12 protein-coding genes are annotated in these 17,539 nt (G+C 54.5%); 6 read left to right on the top strand and 6 right to left on the bottom strand.

What is annotated here, in order from left to right:
• Positions 1-34: 34 nt before the first annotated feature.
• From ACZYTD_RS07700 to ACZYTD_RS07725, 6 genes are all read right to left on the bottom strand, one after another.
• Positions 35-880 (bottom strand): TIR domain-containing protein, encoded by an 846-nt coding sequence (locus ACZYTD_RS07700; RefSeq protein WP_463890926.1) that lies wholly within the window; start codon positions 878-880, stop codon positions 35-37.
• Between the two features lie 102 nt (positions 881-982).
• The gene (locus ACZYTD_RS07705; RefSeq protein WP_463890928.1) at positions 983-1,378 is read right to left on the bottom strand and encodes a hypothetical protein; all 396 of its coding nucleotides are present in this window, start codon (positions 1,376-1,378) and stop codon (positions 983-985) included.
• Between the two features lie 400 nt (positions 1,379-1,778).
• The gene (locus ACZYTD_RS07710; protein ID WP_463890930.1) at positions 1,779-2,372 is read right to left on the bottom strand and encodes a hypothetical protein; all 594 of its coding nucleotides are present in this window, start codon (positions 2,370-2,372) and stop codon (positions 1,779-1,781) included.
• A 1,792-nt stretch (positions 2,373-4,164) separates the two neighbouring features.
• Positions 4,165-4,419, bottom strand: a complete 255-nt coding sequence (locus tag ACZYTD_RS07715; RefSeq protein WP_463890937.1) for a hypothetical protein — start codon at positions 4,417-4,419, stop codon at positions 4,165-4,167.
• A 176-nt stretch (positions 4,420-4,595) separates the two neighbouring features.
• On the bottom strand, positions 4,596-5,060 hold the full coding sequence (locus ACZYTD_RS07720; protein WP_463890939.1) for a hypothetical protein: 465 nt from the start codon (positions 5,058-5,060) through the stop codon (positions 4,596-4,598).
• A gap of 848 nt (positions 5,061-5,908) precedes the next feature.
• Entirely contained in the window at positions 5,909-6,364 is a 456-nt protein-coding gene (locus ACZYTD_RS07725) for a hypothetical protein (protein ID WP_463890941.1), read from the bottom strand.
• 243 nt (positions 6,365-6,607) lie between these two features.
• On the opposite strand from ACZYTD_RS07725, the gene ACZYTD_RS07730 reads away from it, so the two are divergent.
• From ACZYTD_RS07730 to urtB, 6 genes are all read left to right on the top strand, one after another.
• Positions 6,608-7,579, top strand: coding sequence for an integron integrase (locus ACZYTD_RS07730; protein WP_463890943.1), 972 nt, complete (start codon positions 6,608-6,610; stop codon positions 7,577-7,579).
• A 469-nt stretch (positions 7,580-8,048) separates the two neighbouring features.
• A complete protein-coding gene (gene atzF, locus ACZYTD_RS07735; RefSeq protein ID WP_463890946.1) occupies positions 8,049-9,839 on the top strand; it encodes an allophanate hydrolase in 1,791 nt (596 codons plus the stop codon).
• Positions 9,840-9,903: 64 nt separating this feature from the next.
• The gene (gene uca / locus ACZYTD_RS07740; RefSeq protein WP_463890949.1) at positions 9,904-13,596 is read left to right on the top strand and encodes an urea carboxylase; all 3,693 of its coding nucleotides are present in this window, start codon (positions 9,904-9,906) and stop codon (positions 13,594-13,596) included.
• A gap of 14 nt (positions 13,597-13,610) precedes the next feature.
• Positions 13,611-14,378 carry a GntR family transcriptional regulator gene (locus tag ACZYTD_RS07745; protein WP_463890952.1) on the top strand — a complete coding sequence of 256 codons (768 nt, stop codon included), beginning with the start codon at positions 13,611-13,613 and terminating at the stop codon, positions 14,376-14,378.
• Between the two features lie 133 nt (positions 14,379-14,511).
• Entirely contained in the window at positions 14,512-15,801 is a 1,290-nt protein-coding gene (urtA, locus tag ACZYTD_RS07750) for an urea ABC transporter substrate-binding protein (RefSeq protein WP_463890955.1), read from the top strand.
• A gap of 70 nt (positions 15,802-15,871) precedes the next feature.
• On the top strand, positions 15,872-17,536 hold the full coding sequence (gene urtB / locus ACZYTD_RS07755) for an urea ABC transporter permease subunit UrtB (RefSeq protein ID WP_463890957.1): 1,665 nt from the start codon (positions 15,872-15,874) through the stop codon (positions 17,534-17,536).
• Positions 17,537-17,539: the final 3 nt, after the last annotated feature.

Raw genomic sequence — 17,539 nt, forward strand, 5'->3', positions numbered from 1 at the left:
TTCGAATTGTGCGGTGGCTGAAAGCCATCCGACACTAATTTTTTGTTAGCTGCTGTTGCCAAGATTTATTAGCTATTGGTGTTGCTTCGCATAGTTTTTCGATGCGGTTTTGATGAGAAATGCAGCTGTCTATACCATATTCAGATAGTTTGAACGCAAAATATTCATTTCCGTTAAAATCAGAACAATTGGATTTCTCGATCATGCCTGCTCGAGTTAACTTAATTACCGCTAAATTTATTTGTGCGGTTGACATGTTGAATTTGTTTAATTTATTCGATAAATCCCAACTAGTGCACCCTTCAACATCGTTATTTAGAGATTCCAATAATGCTGACATCACAATTAAATCTATATCAGTCAATTGTGATAATACCTGATTTATATCGATACGTTGTTGAGGTGTATTGGCTTGTGCTGTGAGTAAGCCTTGTTGATTGAAGGCACGTTTAATTTGTGTGGCTGCATAATTTAAAGATGAAGATAAATCACCATCACGACGGTTTGCGTCATAATCTGTTGGTGTAATACCCAATAAGTCGCTAGGGAAATGTAACTCAACATCTCGAGGTTTAACAATAAAGCATCTTCGTTTGCCTATTGCACCAATAAACAAACCTAACTCGAAAACAACATTATCGCGAACAACATATTTTTCACGAGATCGCATAGTTGTTAGGTCGTCGGGCGAAAAGATGAAAATCGCAAAATCTACATATCTGGTTTTATCTATTAAATCATCAAGTGCATTACTTGCTAGATTGAAAGTGCCGGTACGCCAAACAGTAACTTCTGCATCGAACTCTAGATTTTCAGCAATGGCATCTGCGATTGGAAGACTCTCAACTGATGAGCCGATAAATACGCGAGGCTTCGTCATTCTTTCTCCATCAAGTTAAATATCTAATGTTGGTAAGCAGCTAACACTTTAGTTATGGGGCGCCGCTTGCGGCGTCCCAGTGAGCGAAGCGAACGACTTAAACTATTTGTTAGGTTGTTCTCGAATTCGATCTCGGATAAATGCAATTAATGATTCAGGCTCTTGGTATGCCCAAGGTGCAATGATAATTCTTTTACTGCCTTCATGAATGTGAATGCCATAACCAATAGTTTCAATTTTGGTGATATTACTCCATTTGATAACTGTTTTGTTCAATTTAATGTCATCACCGGTCACTAGAATTCTTGATGCAGAATGCACTGAGAAAATTGATCCGCCGATTGCAAGGCTAGCGAAAGACAGTAATATAGCTGCTGTCGGAGCATCTGTTGATTTAGAAATGGCATAATAAAAAAACAAACAGCCACTCGATGCACCAATTAATATTATGAAAGCTGCATATTTTTTGTTAAGTGATGGGTATTTCTCGATGTTCATTTATGCCGTTTCCATCTCGACTGTAACCGCCACATTGAAAAAATGGTGATTGGGTGCGTAATCCAAAGTGAATAAGTATGAATCTTGCTGTACCAAAAAAAGAGGCGACTTGTTTCGGTAAAACTGCCATGATTCGCAAGGAAATATCTTCCGTTAACAATTGTCCCGTTGACTGCATCACCTCCGGAATTTACAGCCACAATCATATACACAGCAAAGTTTACCAATCCAATGAAGATGAGTGCTACTAAATATTTAGTCTGTATTTTATGAGTACTGGTCATGGTTATGAAAAGCCTTGAGTTGCCAGCAAATCGACGAGCAGCCTAACATTTTAGTTATGGGGCGCGCGTGCTTTTTGCGCGTCCCAGTGAGCGAAGCGAACGACTTGAACTATTGGTTATAATTTTGTTAAGTGCCCCCAGTCACTCGATTGGGAAACATAATCTCTTAACCCATGATTGCCTTTTAATGGATCGCAATGTTTAACCAATTGTTCATAATTAACACTATCTAACGGACACTTATCATCTAACGTCCAGCACGCAAAACTATAAACAACCAATACTGAGCCAGAATGAAGGCCTATATCTGTTGAACTTTTTGCTGCATAAAAACTAGCATGAATTGAATTGTGCATCCCTAATGCATCACTGAAGCGATCTCTCCAATATCTCTCTTTGGATTTGCATACAAGCTTATACACATCAGATGTGATTAGTTCATAAATTTTCTTGTAGTTTTCAATTTCTCTCGCAGCATTAATCCAGTTGATTCGTACGGGTAGAGGTGGAACTTGATTATTACAATCAACAGTAAGTATATTGAATGCATTCTCTAGCGTTGAAAGAGCCTCTTCCGTATATTGTTTGTCATGTAATAATGATTTATCAAATGAGTTTTTCTTGTAAATAGCCAAAACCGTTGCTATTGCAACTATAGAAGTAATAACTGGAGCAATTACAGCAACAACACTTAACACATCGATTAACACATTGAACTCCAATAATTATAACATTTTAGTTATGGGGCGCGCGGCTTTATGCGCGTCCCAGTGAGCGAAGCGAACGACTTAAACTATTTGTTAAATGAACTTATGACCCGAACTCTGGGCTCACCTAAACAGAATATGGATACGCATTCACGATAGCCAGCAACCAAATATTCTTGGATGTTTATATCTTCATGTTTTGAATAAAAGTCGTCTCTTTGTGATTCGAAGTCGAACCACCCTCCACTTTGAACATGGAATAGCCAACTGGACGATAAGGATCCTTCTGGGGCAGACAACCAAAACGCCGCAATATCTAGCTCATTAAGTATTCTGACACCAATAGCACAATCAAACGTAACCTCAGCCCTCTCTTGTGTCTTACGAAGACATACCTCGACCCTAGTTTCATTTTCATCATCCCATTGAACCATACAGACCTTTATTGAGTTGTCATTAAATGGAACAGGGAGGGGTGCTATGTCCATAAAGCCTCGATGACAGTGAAATTGTACATTTAACGTCTATTTAACCGGCTGGCCTATGCCAACCTGTGAATGATAAACCGGACGCTTAAGGCCAGTCCGATTGAAATTTTTGTTGTGCGCTGAACCAAGGCTAACTACGCCAACCGCTTGAGCAACAGCGAAACCAGCTTGATGACCAGTAGAACCAGAACAACGCCAAGCTGAAAGAGGCGCTAAGGCTGGCGCTCAAGCCCAACAGGTTGGAACAAAGAACAAGCACCGGTGCCAATGCAACTGGCCAACCTGTTGGAACAGAGAAGGCGAGAGCGTCGAGGCCGATGAGCAAGGCTGGCCAGAACGAAGTCACCAAGATGCCGCTGACAACGTGCCGAACCGAAGTTCACGCCACAAGAGGCTGACGGTTCTCTAACACTTGGCCATTTCTTTGTAACTCACTACTGGCTGCTCTTGCCCTGGAACCACTCAACACTGGCAACACGCACAACGTCTTAGTTAACGGGAGCGCGGTTTTTATGCGCGTCCCGTTGAAATGTTTGTTGTGCGCTGAACCGAGGCTAACTACGCCAACCGCTTGGGCGGCAGCGAGATGAACCTGATTTTACCGCAGACTTAGTTGGAACAAAGAACAAGCGCTAGAGCCGGTGCCACAGGCCAACCTGTTGGAACAAAGCAGGCGAGGGCGCCGAGGCAGATGGCCAAGGCTGGCTAGAACAAAGCCACCAAGATGCCGCTGACAACGTGCCGAGCCGAAGTTCACGCCACAAGATGATGACGGTTCTCTAACACCGGGCCATTTCTCTGCGGCTGACTACTAGCTGCTCTTGCCCTGGAACCACTCATCACTGGCAACACGCACAACGTCTTAGTTAACGGGAGCGCGGCTTTTATGCGCGTCCCGTTGAAATATTTGTTGTGCGCTGAACCGAGGCTAACTACGCCAGCCGCTTGGGCAACGACGAAAACCAGCCTGATGGCTTGTTGAACCAGAACAACGCCAAGCAGAAAGGGGCGCTAAGGCTGGCATTCAAGCCTTACTGGTTGGAACAAAGAAGGCGAGGGCGCCGAGGCTGATAAGTAAAGTTGACCAGAACAAAGCCACCAAATGGCTGCAGATGAAGCGCCGAGCCCAAGTTCACGCCAGAAGAGGATGACGGTTCTCTAACACCTGACTATTTCTCTGCGGCCAACTACAAGCTGCTCTTGCCCTGGAACCACTCATCACTGGCAACACGCACAACATTTTAGTTATGGGGCGCGCGGCTTTTATGCGCGTCCCAGTGAGCGAAGCGAACGACTTAAACTATTTGTTAGAGGTCTGGTTCGCAGACTGGTTTATTTGGGCTTTCTTGAGTCGTAGCTATATCTACAAATATTTCTGATTTTGAGAATTTGAATCCATACCAACCGAGCCACAAGCAGCCATCTTTTTCAAACGGTTGCAGAACTGTGAATTTAGCTGCCATGGCCTGTACATTTTCTTTGGTTTTTCCAGCAAGAGCTTCTTTCAGTATGCCAATTGCTTGAGTATTGGAGCCGTTCAGCTCATAAAGCTCTTGTTCCATATATGATCGAGTGACTGCAGAGTCGACTGTTCTGTACAGCCAAAAGATATTACTCCCGACCAGCAGCAGGCTAAGAGTGACAATGATTATGCGAATTCTCACATTAACCTCTAACATTTTAGTTATGGGGCGCGCGGCTTTATGCGCGTCCCAGTGAGCGAAGCGAATGACATAAACTATTTGTTAGGTGTCATTCCTGTTGTTTTGATTGGATCACACGATAAAACGATAGAGTGTGCCACTGCATCTTTATCAAGAACGGTAGGCCAATAGACGTTAATTTCAATTTCTTCATTTGGTTCTAGCCAAATTCCAGCATGGTCGATTGTTTCTGATGCGATTGTGTTCTTGTATGCTCTTTGCAACTTCTGACCGTCAATCGATAACAAAACACCCTCAGTAGAAAATAATGCCTTTGTGGCTGAGCTGTTTTTGACGTGAAGCAATCCAAAGAGATAATTGCCACTATTAGATAATTGAAGGTTTTCCCAGAAGCGAAAATCTCTGGATTTTAATTCGATGAAAGCAGCGATGGTAACGTTGTTGGAGCAGATAGCCCTGACTTCACTTGAGAATACATTGACGCTCAATGATGATAGAAACACCAAGATAACGAATGATTTCGCGAGTGACTGACACATTTCTGATCACACCTAACGTCTGTTTAAGCGGCTGGCCAAGAACCAACCCCCTGATTTGGAAAACCGGACGCTTAAGGCCAGTCCGATTGAAATTTTTGTTGTGCGCTGAACCGGTGCTAACTACGCCCGCCGCTTGGGCAACAGCGAGACAAACCTGATTACACCGCAGACTTGGTTGGAACAAAGAACAAGCACCGGTGCCAATGCAACTGGCCAACCTGTTGGAACAAAGAAGGCGAGAGCATCGCGGCCGATGATAAAGTTGGCCTGAACAAAGCCACCAAGATGTTGCTGACAACGTGGTGAGCCTAAGTTCACGCCACAAGAGGATGACGGTTCTCTAACTCCTGGTCATTTCTCTGTGGACAACTACTGGCTGCTTTTGCCCTGGAGCCACTCAACACCGACAGCACGCACAACATTTTAGTTATGGGGCGCGCGGCTTTATGCGCGTCCCAGTGAGCGAAGCGAACGACTTAAACTATTTGTTATGAGATTTAAACTTGGAGCAAAACACACAATCCCCTGTGTTTATATCAAAGTACATCTCAATTGGATTATGAGGATCCAAGTCTTCAGCATATTTTACATCAGGGATATATGGGTACTTCGCGATGAACTGTTTATCAAGTAATACGTTTATCTTACCGCTCTGGGGCCAATGATGGCCTATCTGAATTACCTTGTTACCTGCTTGGTATTCAAGATTCACTATCGTCTTGAGGCCTTGTGGTAACTGATTAATCATTTTGATCTCATTGAGTCATAACATTTTAGTTATGGGGCGCGCGGCTTTTATGCGCGTCCCAGTGAGCGAAGCGAACGACTTAAACTATTTGTTAGCCATTTCACTGTGCCACGCTGACGAGATTGCGAGTATCAGAAAACGCCCGGATAAATGATGCCTCTGCTTCAGCTGGGAGATCAATGAGTATTGTCGCACTGCTATCCCAGCATACTATTTCAAAGAGTGCATCCTCTAATTGTGGCCGCACATCCTCTCCGCTCCAGTAACTCGGATTGTTGTAAACGTAAGGAGGCGTTTCGACAACGAAGTGAACCCCTTTGGGTAAGGCACTGAACACAGCCCAAATAAACTGAATATTGCTATTGTCTAGGAAATGTTGCAGATCTCGGCCAGAGATCCATCGGTTATCTTGAGAAAACATCGACTCTGAGCAATTTGTCTCAATGTCGCTAACGTACCAATCGTAATCTGCAGCAGAAATCCCTAAGGAATTGAACACTAGCGCCATGTCAGTGAAGAAACGAACTTGGTCTGTATTTTCTAGAATGAGGTTCACGTTGCATGATCCAAAATGGCTAACAATTTATTAGCCGGAACAAATCCGTAAAAGAGCGGGGAGTTGTGCGGCATAGTCTGAGTGGTTGAGGGTAGGGGATGGGAAAATCCCCATTTAAATCAACCTAATGGGTTGGGAGTGTAGACGATCTAAACGCGAAAGACGGAATATTTCCACATAGTTTGTAGTGGGACCTCCTCGGGTTTATGCTGTTTATATATACAGCTAAAGGCCGGAGGTATTATGCGCAAACCCAATTCTCCGTTTCTGGCTCATATCTATGAGCTAATGATCATGCTGCGTTATTCCATGGCAACAATTGAAGCCTACTTGCACTGGATTGTCGGCTTTATCCGCTATAACAATATGCGCCACCCCAGTGAACTGGGCGCAGAGCAGGTGGGCAACTATCTGAGTTATCTGGCTAATGAACGCCATGTAGCCGCCAAGACTCAGGCTCAGGCGCTCAATGCCCTGGTGTTTCTCTATAAGACAGTATTGCAGCAACCCCTGGTCATGGAGATCGCTTTTCGCCGCAGTCAGCGGGCGCCCAAACTGCCAACCGTACTGACTCAGGGGGAGGTGCGGGCTCTGCTGCTGGCCATGCCGGTGCATCTGCGCCTGCCCGCCCAGCTCATGTATGGCAGTGGCTTGCGTCTGATGGAGGCTATGCGGCTACGAGTGCAGGATCTGGATTTTCACTATCTCTGCATCATGGTCTGGAATGGTAAGGGGGGCAAACACAGGCGCGTCACCCTGGCGTCAGAGCTGGTGCAGTCATTGCGTGAGCAGATCAGCGCAGTGCAACGTTACTATCTGAGCGATCTGCAGGATGAACAGTATGCCGGTGTCTGGTTGCCCGATGCCCTGGCGCGCAAGTATCCGCAGGCCAACAAGGAGTTAGGTTGGCACTATCTCTTTCCTGCCACCCGGCTCAGTGCCGATCCCTCCGATGGTTTGATCCGTCGTCACCATCTGGACCCTTCCACAGTGCAAAAAGCGGTTCGGCAGACGGCCAGGCAGCTCAAGATCAATAAGCCCATCAGTTGCCACACCTTGCGTCACTCCTTTGCCACCCATCTGCTGGCCCGGGGGGCAGACATTCGCACTGTGCAAGAGCAGTTGGGCCATAGCGATGTACGTACCACACAAATTTATACCCATGTACTGCAACAGGGGGCCAACGGGGTGCGCAGTCCGTTATCCGACCTGTGAGCGCAGTGATGCCGAAGATAAGCACTCGGTTTAACAGGCAGGCTACCGCCCTGGGGGGGCCGATCCAGTGGCATGAGACGCTCACAACTCCATGTGAGCTAGCTATGGTAATGGAAGGGGCCGCATGAAGCTAATCCCTTAACCTGACAGATATCACAACTTGAGTTGACGCTCTAGTTTATGCCTTTGCGATGCAAAGCCTATGGCCGTCGGCTCGATCGAAGCTCGGGTCTGACATGCCCTGTTTTGCACCATAGCTTCTCCCCAGCTGGCTGCAACCTGGTGTGGTTTGGTGCAAGGCCTCACTATAGATAAGCTGCGCGTCTCTTATCTATCGCTCCGGCATATTCTGCGTAACAGATTAATTAATATGACTTTTATGATTTAAATCTGGCAGTAATCCCGGAGTGGCACAGCCCTTGATATACCAACTTGCATACAAGACAGGATGCAAGGCGAGAGCAACGGCATGGCGACAACAGGATGGACCATAGCAGCTTGGCAACAAGCGTACCGGGTAGCAGGTGACACACCAGAGCGTTTGCTGGGTACCTTGCTCGGCTCACTCAACCCCCAGGATCCGGCCTGGATCAGCCTGATCACCCCGGCCCAACTGGCCAGCCAGTTGGCGGCGTTAGCAACCCGCCCCGATGCCAAAGCGCTGCCGCTGTATGGAGTGCCTTTTGCGGTTAAAGACAATATTGATGTGGCCGAGCTTCCCACCACAGCGGCCTGCGCAGAGTTCGCCTATCGTCCGGCGCAAGATGCCCAGATTGTCGCCCGTCTGAAGGCGGCGGGGGCCATAGTGCTGGGTAAGACCAACCTGGATCAGTTTGCCACCGGTCTCGTGGGCACTCGTTCCCCCTATGGTGCCGTCCCTAACAGTTTTGATACCAGCTTTATCAGTGGCGGCTCCAGCTCAGGCTCGGCCTCTGTGGTGGCTCGTGGTCTGGTGCCGTTTGCGCTGGGCACCGATACCGCAGGCTCAGGCCGGGTGCCTGCCGGTTTCAATAACCTGGTGGGGTGGAAGCCAACACGCGGTGCCTTCAGTACCTCGGGTGTGGTTCCTGCCTGCCGTTCTCTCGATTGTGTCTCGCTCTTTACCCTGACGCTGGCCGATAGCCGTCTGCTGGCCACTCTGGTGACCAGCTTTGATGGTAGCGATAGCTACTCCCGCCCGGCGCCCGTGCCCTTGCCCCGCCAAGGACTAGGAAGCCGCCCCCGTCTGGCCATTCCCAGTGTCATGGCGTGGTTTGGCGATAGCGCGCAGCAGGCTGCCTTCGAGCAGAGCTGCCGTGAGCTGCAGGCCGCGGGAGCCCGCATCGAAGCCATCGACTTTTCACCCATGTATGCGCTGGCCAAGTTGCTCTATGAGGGGCCCTGGGTGGCCGAGCGCCATGCGGCCCTGGAAACCTTCATGATCGAGCACAAGTCGGCCATGGATCCGACAGTAGCGGCCATAGTCTCCACGGCCAGCCGACATAGTGCCACCAGTGCCTATCGCAGCGAATATCAGCGGATGGCGCTGCAGCGGCAGATTGCCAACATCTTTAACGAGTTTGACGCCCTGCTGGTGCCCACGGCCCCCTTGCTTCCGACCCGCCAGCAGGTGGCGCAAGAGCCGGTTCTGGTTAACTCCTGGCTCGGCACCTATACCAACTTTGTCAATCTGGCCGACTGCTCGGCCCTGGCGTTGCCTGTGGGCTTTCGCCGCGATGGCTTGCCCTTTGGCATCACCCTCATAGCACCCGCCTGGCATGAGATGGCGTTGGCCGACTGGGCGCTCACCTGGCAGCCACAACTGGCACTGCCCCTGGGGGCCACGACTCTGCCGGCACCGGCTGCAGCCACAAGCCACTCCGGCACATTAATTGGCGAGACACTGCCGCTGGCGGTAGTGGGGGCGCACCTTTCCGGCATGCCGCTCAACCATGAATTGACCAGCCGCGGCGCCCGTTTGCTGGAGCGCTGCCAGAGCGCGGATAACTACCGTCTCTATGCCCTGGCCAACTCTCAGCCAGCCAAACCGGCCCTGGTGCGCGATAGCCAGGGGCAGCCGATTGAGCTGGAGCTCTGGGCGCTGCCCAAGAGTGGTTGGGCCGACTTTCTGGCTGGCGTCCCCGCGCCGTTGGGGCTCGGCACCGTCACCCTGGCCGATGGCCGTCAGGTGAAGGGCTTTATCTGTGAGCCCTCGGCCCTGAACGGTGCACTGGATATTACCGAGTTTGGTGGTTGGCGAGCCTATCTGGCCTCCCGGTAAACCACCCGATACGCCTTGACCACGCAGGCTACTAGCGAATTTGTTTTAAGAAAGGGATCTTCACATGTTTGATAAAGTTTTGATCGCCAACCGGGGCGAGATCGCCGTCCGCATCATCCGTACCCTGCGCCAACTGGGCGTCAAGAGTGTGGCCGTCTACTCCGATGCCGACCGTCACTCGCTGGCGGTACAGCTGGCCGATGAGGCTATCGCCCTGGGGGGCGATTCGCCTGCCGAGAGCTACCTGCAAGGCGCCAAGATCCTCGCCGCGGCACAGGTCAGCGGCGCCCAGGCTATCATTCCCGGTTATGGCTTCCTTTCAGAAAATGCCGCTTTTGCCGAGCAGTGCGCCGCCGTGGGCATTACCTTTGTCGGCCCGACACCCACCCAGTTGCGCCAGTTTGGCTTGAAGCACGAGGCCCGCGCCCTGGCCGCCGCCGCCGGTGTGCCGTTGACGCCTGGCTCTAGTCTGCTCGACTCAGTCGAACATGCTCTACATGAAGCCGAGCGCGTCGGTTACCCCCTGATGCTCAAGAGCACAGCCGGGGGCGGCGGCATCGGTATGACCCGCTGCAACAGTGCCACCGAGCTGGCCGAGGCTTTTGCCACCGTCAAGCGGCAGGGGGAGCAATTCTTCAACGATGCCGGGATCTTCATCGAACGCTTCGTGGAAGAGGCGCGCCATGTGGAGGTGCAAATCGTCGGCGATGGCCGCGGCAAGGTGGTGGCGTTGGGCGAGCGTGACTGCTCCTTGCAGCGTCGTAACCAGAAGGTGGTGGAAGAGACACCGGCGCCTGGCCTGCCCGCCGCCACCCGTGCCCGCATGTTGGCCGCCGCCGTGGCGCTGGGTGAGTCGGTGGGCTACCAGTCCGTGGGGACGGTGGAGTTTATCTATGACGGCCTGCGCGATGACTTCTATTTCCTGGAGGTCAACACCCGCCTGCAGGTCGAGCACCCCATCACAGAGGCGGTGACCGGCATAGATCTAGTGGCCTGGATGCTGCAAATCGCCGCCGGTGAGCCGCCATTGATGACCCAGTTGCCAGTGCCGCAAGGGGCCGCCATGGAGGTGCGGATCTACGCCGAAGATCCCTTGAAGAATTTTCAGCCCTCGCCGGGCACGCTAACCGAGGTGCGCTTTCCCGATGCCGATTGGGTGCGGGTCGATGGCTGGGTCGAGCAGGGGAGTGAGGTCTCACCCCACTATGATCCCATGCTGGCCAAGCTGATAGTGCATGGCAAAGATAGAGCCGATGCGCTGGCCAAGTTGCAGCAGGCACTGGATCAGACCCAGCTGGCCGGTATTGCCACCAACCTGGAGTATCTGCGCCAGATCACCCGTTGGCAGCGTTTCCTCACAGGCGATGTGGCCACCCAGGCCCTCAACGGCTTTGATTTTCAACCGAGCGCCATCGAAGTGCTGGCCGCCGGCACCTACACGACAGTGCAGGATTACCCGGGCCGCGTCGGCTACTGGGATATAGGTGTCCCGCCCTCAGGCCCCATGGATGATCGCGCCTTCCGTCTGGCCAACCGCCTGGTGGGCAATAGCCCGGAGGCAGCCGGCCTGGAGTGCACCATACTGGGCCCCACCTTGCGTTTTCACAGCGACACAGTGATCGCCCTGACCGGTGCCCCCTGTGCTGCCCAGCTCGATGGCACTCCTGTGGCCATGCACAACTGCGTTGAGGTCAAGGCCGGACAACAACTGGTGCTGGGTAAGGTCACCCAGGGCTGCCGTACCTATCTGGCGGTGCGCGGCGGCCTCGATCTACCCCGTTATCTGGGCAGTCGCGCCACCTTTGCCTTGGGGCAGTTTGGTGGCCATGCCGGACGCCCACTGCGCAGCGGCGATGTGTTGCCCCTGGCAAGCGAAACGGAACAAGCCCCGCACCTGGGGGCGTTACCGCCCCAACTGGCGCCCGGCTTCGGCGAGTTTCCGCAGGCCCAGAGCGAAGGGGCCCTGTGGGAGATTGGTGTGCTGTATGGTCCCCATGGCGCCCCGGATTTCTTCACCCCGGAATCCATAGAGCAGTTTTTTGCTACCCCTTGGCAGGTGCACTACAACTCCAACCGTCTGGGTGTGCGTCTGGTGGGGCCCAAGCCGAGCTGGACCCGCAGTGATGGCGGTGAGGCGGGTCTGCACCCCTCCAACATTCACGACTGCGAATACGCCATCGGCAGCATCAACTTTACCGGCGACATGCCGGTGATCCTGACCCACGATGGCCCGAGCCTGGGGGGCTTTGTCTGCCCTGTCACCATAGCCAAAGCCGAGCTGTGGAAGGTGGGGCAGGTCAAACCGGGTGATCGCATCCACTTCAAGGCCATGAGCTTTGATGAGGCGCTGGCCCGGGAGTTGGCCTGGGATGCCGCCATAGCGCAGCTGAGTGCCCCGGTGCAGCTCAGTGCCACAGCGCAGCTGAGTGCCCCGGCGCTGCCAACTCATGGCACCGTCAGTTTGCTGCCCTCTACCACAGTCTCGGCCTGTGTGGTCAGCGCCTTGCCCGCCCAAGGGGAGCATCCCGGCGTGGCCTACCGTCAGGCGGGGGATAAATACCTGCTGCTGGAGTATGGCGAGAACGTGCTCGATCTGCGGCTGCGTATGCGCATCCATGCCCTGATGGAGTCGCTAAAGGCCGAGCCCATCAGCGGGGTAGCCGAGCTGGCGCCGGGCGTGCGCTCCTTGCAGATCCGCTATGACAGCCGGGTCATCCATCAGCGCGATCTCATCGCCGCCCTGTTGGCGCGCGAAGAGCAGCTACCCCCGGTCAGCACCCTGGAGGTGCCAAGTCGGGTGGTCTATCTGCCGCTGGCCTTTGAAGACAGCGCCACCCTGGATGCCGTCGCCCGCTATCGTCAGTCGGTGCGCGACACCGCCCCCTGGCTGCCCAACAACGTCGATTTTATCCAGCGTATCAACGGCCTGGAGAGCCGCGAGCAGGTGCGCGACATACTCTTTGACGCCAGCTACATGGTGCTGGGACTGGGGGATGTCTATCTGGGAGCGCCTTGCGCCGTGCCGGTGGATCCGCGCCATCGCCTGCTGACTTCCAAATACAATCCGGCCCGCACCTACACGGCCGAGGGGACAGTCGGCATAGGCGGCGTCTATATGTGCATCTATGGCATGGACTCCCCGGGCGGCTACCAGCTTGTCGGGCGCACCCTGCCTATCTGGAACAAGTTTTTGAAGAACCCGCAATTTGCCCCCGGCGCCCCCTGGTTGCTGCGCTTCTTCGATCAGGTGCGCTTCTACCCGGTCACCGAGGCAGAGCTGGATGTGCAGCGCGAGGCCTTCCGTCACGGCAAGGCGCAGATCCGCATCGAGGAGCAGACCTTCTCCCTGGCCCGTTACGAGCAGTTCCTGGCGGATAACGCCCAGAGCATTGCCGAGTTCAAGGCGCGTCAGCAGGTGGCATTTACTGCCGAGGTCGCCCTGTGGCAAGGGGAAGAGGCCCAGCTGGCCGAATTGGCCGAGCAGGTGAGCGACAACGAAGCGATCCCCGAGGGGCACCATCCGGTGGAGGCCGATATCAGCGGCAATATCTGGAAGCTGCTGGTCGAGCCGGGACAGGAGGTGAAGGCGGGCGAGCCCTTACTGATAGTCGAGGCGATGAAGATGGAGTTTGCCATCCATGCGCCCATGGATGGGGTGGTGCAGAGCATCAAGTGCAAGGCGGGTCGGCCGGTACAGGCGGGGGAAGCCCTGCTCTATATCGCGGCGACCGCAGCTTGTGAACCCGTCTGCAGCTAGCTCAGGAGGCCACTATGCCCGTAATTTCCCAGCACAAACATGAGGCGGAACGCCGCCTGGGGGCGCCTAAACAGCGCCCGACCAGCATGGCTGACCGCATCTATGCCGAGCTCAAGGAGCAGATCTTTGCCTTCTCCTTGCTGCCGGGGGATCGCTTCAGTGAGAACGAGGTGGCCGAGCGTATGGCGGCCAGCCGCACCCCGGTGCGCGATGCCCTCTATCGCCTGCAGCAAGAGGGGTATGTGGAGGTCTATTTTCGCAGCGGCTGGCAGGTCAGGCCCTTCGATTTCAAGTATTTCGAAGATCTCTACGACGTGCGCATCGTGCTGGAGGAGGCGGCCATACGGCGATTGTGTGATGGCCAACCTCAGGGGGCGGCCATAGCCGAGCTCAAGGCCACCTGGCTGATAGATGATGACGCGCGTTTGGATGATGGTCAGCAGGTGAGTGCCCTGGATGAGCGTTTTCACTGCCTGCTGGTCGAGGCGTGCGGTAACCAGGAGATGGCCGCCATCCACAAGGGGGTCAGCGAGCGCATTCGCATCATTCGTCGCCTGGACTTCACTCAGGGGCCTCGTATCGATGCTACCTACAACGAACATGGCGCCATCTTGCGCGCCGTGCTCAAACGCCGCAGCGAAGAGGCGCTGCGGTTACTGAAGTCGCACATCGAGGCCAGCAAGGCTGAGGTGCGCAAAATCACCCTGCACATGCTGCACTCCGCCCGGGAGCGGAGCCAGCGGCAGGGGGGAACCAGCACTGTCACTCGGCCCCATGAGTAAAACGTGTGGCCAGGCAGTGAGTTACATGCAGTCAACATCAGTTGGACAGGCAGGTTGTCAATGTAACAACCGTCATCAAAAACCTAAGGCAATAACAGCAAGCAATAACGTCGTCTTAACAAGGAGAAGTTTCATGACATCATCCACAGTAAAGCAGGTTACCCGTTTGTCTTTGTTGGCTCTGGCCATGGCCTCCGCCAGCGTGGCCGCCGCAGAGGAGACCATCAAGGTTGGGGTATTGCACTCCCTCTCCGGCACCATGGCCATCTCCGAGACCACACTCAAAGACACCATGCTGATGCTCATTGACGAGCAGAACAAGAAGGGTGGGGTACTGGGCAAGAAGCTCGAAGCTGTGGTCGTGGATCCGGCCTCTAACTGGCCGCTGTTTGCGGAAAAAGCCCGTGAGCTGATCCAGAAGGATAAGGTCTCGGCAATCTTTGGCTGCTGGACCTCCGTTTCTCGCAAGTCTGTACTGCCAGTGGTCGAAGAGCTCAACAGCGTGCTCTTCTATCCGGTGCAATATGAGGGCGAAGAGTCCTCCAAGAACGTCTTCTACACTGGGGCGGCACCAAACCAGCAAGCCATTCCGGCCGTGGATTATCTGATGGAGAACGGGGTCAAGCGCTGGGCCCTGCTGGGGACGGACTACGTCTACCCACGCACCACCAACAAGATCCTCGAAGCCTATCTGAAGTCCAAGGGCGTCGCTGCGGCGGACATCATGGTCAACTACACCCCCTTCGGCCACTCCGATTGGCAATCCATAGTCGCGGATGTGAAGAAGTTTGGCTCGGCAGGCAAGAAAACCGCCGTGGTCTCCACCATCAACGGCGATGCCAACGTGCCCTTCTACAAGGAGCTGGGTAATCAGGGGCTCTCCGCCAAGGATATTCCGGTCGTCGCCTTCTCTGTGGGGGAAGAGGAGCTCTCCGGCATCGACACCAAACCTCTGGTCGGGCATCTGGCCGCCTGGAACTACTTCCAGAGCGTAGAAAACCCGGTGAACCAGGCCTTTATCGACAAGTGGCACAAGTTCACCGGCAAGGCTGAGCGCGTGACCAATGACCCGATGGAAGCCACCTATATCGGCTTTAACATGTGGATCAAGGCCATCGAGAAGGCCGGCACCACAGATCCGGCCAAGGTGCAGGATGCGCTGATCGGTGTGAGCGTTCCCAACCTGACCGGGGGCTATGCCGCCATGATGCCGAACCACCACATCACCAAGCCGGTGCTGATCGGTGAGATCCAGGACGATGGCCAGTTTGAAGTGGTCTCTGAAACCCCAGGTACTGTGGTGGGCGACGAGTGGTCAGACTATCTGCCTGGCTCCAAGGATCTCATCTCCGATTGGCGTAAGCCCCTTGCCTGCGGCAACTTCAACGTGAAAACCGGTAAGTGCGGTGGTAGCAGCAAATAGGGTGTTTTAAGCCCCCCAAGCTGCCTGGCCATCTCTCCATCGGCCAGGCGGTGTAAAGCGGAGGTGGGGCATGATGCCCCACCTCCTGGTTTCACCTCATACCAAGGATGTCATGATGCCCAAGTCTGCCCATCTGTACTCCCGGATCAAACGCATCCAGCACGGGATCGGCTCCCTGCTGGCCCTGCTGTTTATGCTCTGGAGTGCGCAACTGCAGGCCATGACGGAGCCAGAAGCCCTGGCTGTGTTGACCAGCAAGGACTTTAGCGCCAAAGAAGCGGCCATTGTTACGCTAGCCCAGAGTCATCAACCCTATGTGGCCCCGCTGCTCAGAGCCCTGCAGCAGGGGGATCTCTTCTATCGCAAGAGCGACAAACAGCTGGTGATCCGCCAGGGACAGAGCTTTGTCTCGGCCACCGACAACCAGCCGCTCCCCGGCGCAAGCCAAGAATTCAAACGGGTAGGGCTCAACAATGCCCTGCGTGATCAATTAGCCCGCCTGGCGGCCAATCTGGCGCTGGATGCCCCCGAGCCCGCCCAGCGTCTGGCGGCCGTCAAATCTCTGCTGGGGCAAGCCAGCCCCGAGCAGCTGGCCGATCTGCAGGCGCGTCAGGCCAAAGAGTCCGATCCAGGTGTGCAGCAAGCCTATGGTGAGGTGCTGGCCCTGCTGGCCAGTCAATCCACGGAGAGTGAGATGCGACTGCAGGCCATTCCAAAGCTGGCCGAGGCTCGTAACCCGCAGATCCTGGCGCGCCTGAAGCAGCTTGCCGCCAGCGACCCCGATGCCAAGGTGCAGCAACAAGCCAGCCTGGCCCTGAAGGGGATAGAGCGCAGTCAACGCTTCTTTGCCGGGGTCGAAACCCTCTATTTTGGCATCAGCCTGGGCTCGGTGCTGGTGCTGGCCGGTATTGGGCTCGCCATCACCTTCGGCGTCATGGGGGTCATCAACATGGCCCACGGCGAGCTGATGATGCTGGGCGCCTATACCACCTTTGTGCTGCAAAAATGGTTGCCGGGTCAACCCGGTCTGGCCCTGCTGCTCTCCATTCCCGCTGCCTTCCTGGTCTCCGGCGCCGTGGGCATCCTCATAGAGCGGGGGGTTATCCGCTTCCTCTATGGTCGGCCGCTGGAGACGCTGCTGGCCACCTTTGGCATCAGCCTGCTGCTGCAACAGGCGGTGCGCTCTATCTTCTCGCCCCTGAACCAGAGTGTGATCATGCCCAGCTGGATGTCCGGCACCTGGGTCATCAACGACTTTCTCGCCCTGACCCTCAATCGCCTGGTCATCATCTTCTTCACCCTGCTGCTCTTTGCCGGGCTCATGTGGCTGCTCAAGCGCAGTCGCCTGGGGCTGGAGGTGCGTGCCGTCTCCCAGAATCGCGCCATGGCCCGCAACATGGGCGTGCGCTCGGCCCGGGTCAATGCGCTCACCTTCGGTCTGGGGTCGGGCATTGCCGGTATAGCCGGTGTGGCCCTCTCCCAGCTCACTAACGTGGGGCCCAATCTGGGGCAGGGTTACATCATAGATGCCTTCATGGTGGTGGTCTTCGGCGGGGTAGGCAACCTGTGGGGCACGCTGGTCGCCGGCTTGACCCTGGGAGTCGTCAACAAGCTGCTGGAGCCGGTCGCCGGCGCCATGTTGGCCAAGATACTGATCCTCATCGCCATTATTCTGTTTATTCAAAAGCGGCCACGCGGGCTCTTCCCGCAACGTGGTCGCGCAGTGGAGGGCTAAGCC

This window comes from Pseudaeromonas sp. HNCC25DJ180, from assembly GCF_055413345.1.

What these genes read in the sequence shown, in the direction of transcription:
- ACZYTD_RS07700 (WP_463890926.1), bottom strand. Translation starts at nt 880, where the DNA reads ATGACGAAGCCTCGCGTATTTATCGGCTCATCAGTTGAGAGTCTTCCA.
- ACZYTD_RS07705 (WP_463890928.1), bottom strand. Translation starts at nt 1,378, where the DNA reads ATGAACATCGAGAAATACCCATCACTTAACAAAAAATATGCAGCTTTC.
- ACZYTD_RS07715 (WP_463890937.1), bottom strand. Translation starts at nt 4,419, where the DNA reads ATGGAACAAGAGCTTTATGAGCTGAACGGCTCCAATACTCAAGCAATT.
- ACZYTD_RS07720 (WP_463890939.1), bottom strand. Translation starts at nt 5,060, where the DNA reads ATGTGTCAGTCACTCGCGAAATCATTCGTTATCTTGGTGTTTCTATCA.
- ACZYTD_RS07730 (WP_463890943.1), top strand. Translation starts at nt 6,608, where the DNA reads ATGCGCAAACCCAATTCTCCGTTTCTGGCTCATATCTATGAGCTAATG.
- atzF (WP_463890946.1), top strand. Translation starts at nt 8,049, where the DNA reads ATGGCGACAACAGGATGGACCATAGCAGCTTGGCAACAAGCGTACCGG.
- uca (WP_463890949.1), top strand. Translation starts at nt 9,904, where the DNA reads ATGTTTGATAAAGTTTTGATCGCCAACCGGGGCGAGATCGCCGTCCGC.
- ACZYTD_RS07745 (WP_463890952.1), top strand. Translation starts at nt 13,611, where the DNA reads ATGCCCGTAATTTCCCAGCACAAACATGAGGCGGAACGCCGCCTGGGG.
- urtA (WP_463890955.1), top strand. Translation starts at nt 14,512, where the DNA reads ATGACATCATCCACAGTAAAGCAGGTTACCCGTTTGTCTTTGTTGGCT.
- urtB (WP_463890957.1), top strand. Translation starts at nt 15,872, where the DNA reads ATGATGCCCCACCTCCTGGTTTCACCTCATACCAAGGATGTCATGATG.